General features: G+C 31.2%; 4 protein-coding genes. 1 reads left to right on the top strand and 3 read right to left on the bottom strand.

Annotated elements, in window-relative coordinates:
• A partial coding sequence (locus COZ07_RS07170) for a PEGA domain-containing protein (protein ID WP_406607888.1) occupies positions 1-991 on the bottom strand: 991 nt, incomplete at its 3' end.
• Between the two features lie 554 nt (positions 992-1,545).
• Here COZ07_RS07170 and COZ07_RS07175 point away from each other — a divergent pair.
• Positions 1,546-1,818 carry an HU family DNA-binding protein gene (locus COZ07_RS07175; protein WP_406607889.1) on the top strand — a complete coding sequence of 91 codons (273 nt, stop codon included), beginning with the start codon at positions 1,546-1,548 and terminating at the stop codon, positions 1,816-1,818.
• Positions 1,819-1,912: 94 nt separating this feature from the next.
• Here the strand turns inward: COZ07_RS07175 and COZ07_RS07180 are convergent, their stop codons facing one another.
• Both COZ07_RS07180 and COZ07_RS07185 read right to left on the bottom strand, forming a co-directional pair.
• Entirely contained in the window at positions 1,913-2,401 is a 489-nt protein-coding gene (locus COZ07_RS07180) for an Asp23/Gls24 family envelope stress response protein (protein ID WP_406607890.1), read from the bottom strand.
• A gap of 162 nt (positions 2,402-2,563) precedes the next feature.
• Positions 2,564-2,824 carry a stage V sporulation protein S gene (locus COZ07_RS07185; RefSeq protein WP_406607891.1) on the bottom strand — a complete coding sequence of 87 codons (261 nt, stop codon included), beginning with the start codon at positions 2,822-2,824 and terminating at the stop codon, positions 2,564-2,566.
• Positions 2,825-3,428 lie beyond the last annotated feature (604 nt).

Below are 3,428 nucleotides of genomic sequence, written 5' to 3' on the forward strand. Positions count from 1 at the left end.
AAACAGTAGTCGTCTGCGAAGGGAAGACGGAAACATAACTATTCCATTCCTGATAGCCGGACAACACCAATTTAATACTATGCTGACCTAAGGTAATATTTTTTAAATTTAGAGGAGTTACTCCTTTAGAAGAATTATCTAAATATACCTTTGCCCCTTGAGGGTTAGAGTAAACCGAAATTGAACCATAAGACTGTTGTTTAGCTATCAAATCAGCAGAAACAGTAGTCGTCTGCGAAGGGAAGACGGAAACATAACTATTCCATTCCTGATAGCCGGACAACACCAATTTAATACTATGCTGACCTGAACTAATGCTATCTAAATTTAGAGGAGTGTCTCCTTGATAAGAATTATCTAAATATACCTTTGCCCTTTGAGGATTGGACATCACAATAATTCTACCATAATTAGTAGGTGGAATAATTGGGGTTATAGTATAACTTAATAGGTTACCCTGTACCCAATCTGTGGGAGGTAAAGGTTGGATTATACCTTTAATTTGATGGGTAAAAGCTTTATAATCTTTATTTAATTCTGGAATTAACCCTATAGAGATAGGTCTGATGGTAGCAAATCCCAGAACATACTCAATCCCCGGTTGAGAAGAAGGGTCAATTTGCCCTTCAAAGGTATTAACTTCTCCTGCTTTTACTAAATTATGCGGTGAATATGGATTAGGGAAAATAATTTTTCCTCTGCCTCCAGTATCATAGCTATATAAGGTTACAAAGGAATCTCTGGAAACCTGGAAGAAAATTTTAATCCTCTCTCCAGGAGCATAAGTTGCCCCCCTCTCTTTATCCAGCCATAATCTAAGAGAAAAAGCAGGATGAGGATTGATAATTTGAATACTTTTCATCTTTTCGGTCTCTTCTGCACTTTGAGCATAACTAATCCCTATCATAGCCAAGCAAAGAAAAATCAATAAGGTGGCAAAAACACAAACTAATATCTTACTTCTCTTCAAAAAAAATACATTTTTTGACATTTTAAAATCCTCCTATTTATTTAGTATTATATAGTACATAGTCGATAGCTGATAGTCGTTATCGGTCTTCTGACTTCTGACTTCCATCCCTCCCGTGTATCTCCCTATGTTTATTATAACATAAAAAATAACTAAAATTTATCCTTAAAATAAAATTATTATAAAATTAATGTTTTATCAATAAATCGTTTTTCATAGCCAAGTACCAGAATATTTTTTAATCTTAATAAATTTTTATAAAGTTTTCATAAATTCGATAGTGTAAAATTTTCCTCTACTTGAAATATATATAAATTTTGTATATAATTACTGCAGTTTTCATTTTTTAAAACCGTTGAATCAGTTTTTGGGTGGTATATTTATCTTTATTTATTAAAATAAATATAAAACATAAAAAATATTTTTAAAAAAATAAAAAAAATTTATTAAAAAGAAGGATTTTTAAAATACTTGTCGTATAATATATAAGTAATAGTCACTAAACATTTTATATTTTATCTATATCTTTATAGTTTATATCATTTTGCTGAAAAAAATGAAAGGAGGTGTAAATAGTGAATAAAGGCGAATTAATCGATATGGTTGCAAATGACATTAGCATTACCAAACGAGAAGCTAAAATTGCCGTTGAATGTGTATTGGAAAATATTGCTAACTGTTTAGCTAAAGGTGATGCAGCTAGATTGGTAGGTTTTGGTACTTTTGGTATCAGAAAAAGAGCGGCTCGAATGGCCAGAAATCCGCGTACTGGTGAGAAAATTTCCGTAAAAGCTATGAACGTGCCTTTCTTTAAAGCAGGTAAAGAGTTAAAAGAGAAGGTAAAATAATAAAATATTATAATTATTTTATCTGTAAATTTAATTATTAATAGGCCTATTAAGTGTTATATATTAGCTTAATAGGCCTTTTTTATAATATAACTTATTGATTCTTCTCTTCTATATGCACACCCTGAATATTTATATTCACCCCAGTAACTTTAAGACCGGTCTTGGTTTCCAATTCCTGTTTTACTTTTTTCTGTATCTCATTAGCCACCTGAATTATTACGGAACCATATTCTAAAATAACTGAAATAATAGTAGAAACTTCTTTATTTTCTCTAAGATCAACTTTTATCCCTTTTTCTAACTCTTTGGTCCCCAGTAAAGTTCCTATTCCTCCTTTGCTGTGAGTAGCTAATCCCGCTACACCTTCTATCCCAATAACAGTTCTACTGATTATGGTGGCTATCACCTCTGGGACAATATTTACTTCCCCCAATATTTCTTTGGCTTCAACTTTTTCTTCTTTCTGTATTTCTTTATGCTCTTCTTTCATCTTTTCGTTCTTTTCTTCTGGAAGTACTTTTTCGGTCTTTTCATCCGGATTTATTACTTCTTTTTCTTTCTTTTTTATAACTTTATCCATTTTAATTCTTACCCCCTTTTATTCTTAATGATTTTAATCTCCCTCTAGTTTAAATTACCAAAAATATAAAATATTCTTTCTGATTTCAAACCAATTTTTCCAATACCTTGCTAATCTTTCTTAAATATCTAAAATAGTAATATTGTTTTAATCTTTTACTTTTTATCCGGGCATAACTAAAAATTTGATTGCCGTCCTTTCTTCTCCTTCAATCTCAACATCTACAAAAGCAGGTATACAAACTAAGTTAACACCACTGGTGGCGGTATATCCTCGAGCAATAGCAATTGCCTTAACTGCCTGATTTACTGCACCTGCTCCTATAGCTTGTAATTCTGCTTTACCTTCTTCTCTTATTACCCCTGATAAGGCACCAGCAACGGCTTTTGGATTTGATTTAGATGAGACTTTTAGTAGTTCCATTCTTTTCTCCTCCTTTGTAATATTAAATACCTTAGTTAATATCCACATTTGTTAATCTATTTATGCTATTTTTTCGCTTTTACTTTTTCCTTAGGGCACGGTCTTGGATTTTCTTATCTTTTCCATCACCTCCAATTATTATATTCGGAAAATATTATTATACTGTTTATAATGATTATAACATATTTGAGTTTATACTATTATATTTTACTATAGATTTTATCTGCTGATAGTTTTTATCAGTAATATCGGGTGATAAATAGGGTAAATAGGTCATCTCTGCCTATGCGTTGGGTTTATTCTAAAAGAAGCACAATAGCTACAGCGGAAAGGACAACCCCCTAATTCCATATCTGTTGAAACGGCGGGTATCTATATTTCTTTTCATAAATTTTGTAATTTTTTACTTTTAATTTTTTAAATAAATAATATAAATATGGTCAGATTATCAGAAATTTAATTTATTTAAAGGGATCCTACCATAAAAAAGTTCCTCTCCCCTAAAAAAATATCGTTAATGTATACTCTTATCTTCCACTCTCCAGGCAATTTAGAGGCATACCCCTCCTTAATCTTTATCCAGTACCAGGTACGATAATTAGTA

Origin of the sequence: Candidatus Infernicultor aquiphilus, from assembly GCF_002784285.1 — a bacterium.
Lineage (GTDB): Bacteria > Atribacterota > Phoenicimicrobiia > Phoenicimicrobiales > Phoenicimicrobiaceae > Infernicultor > Infernicultor aquiphilus.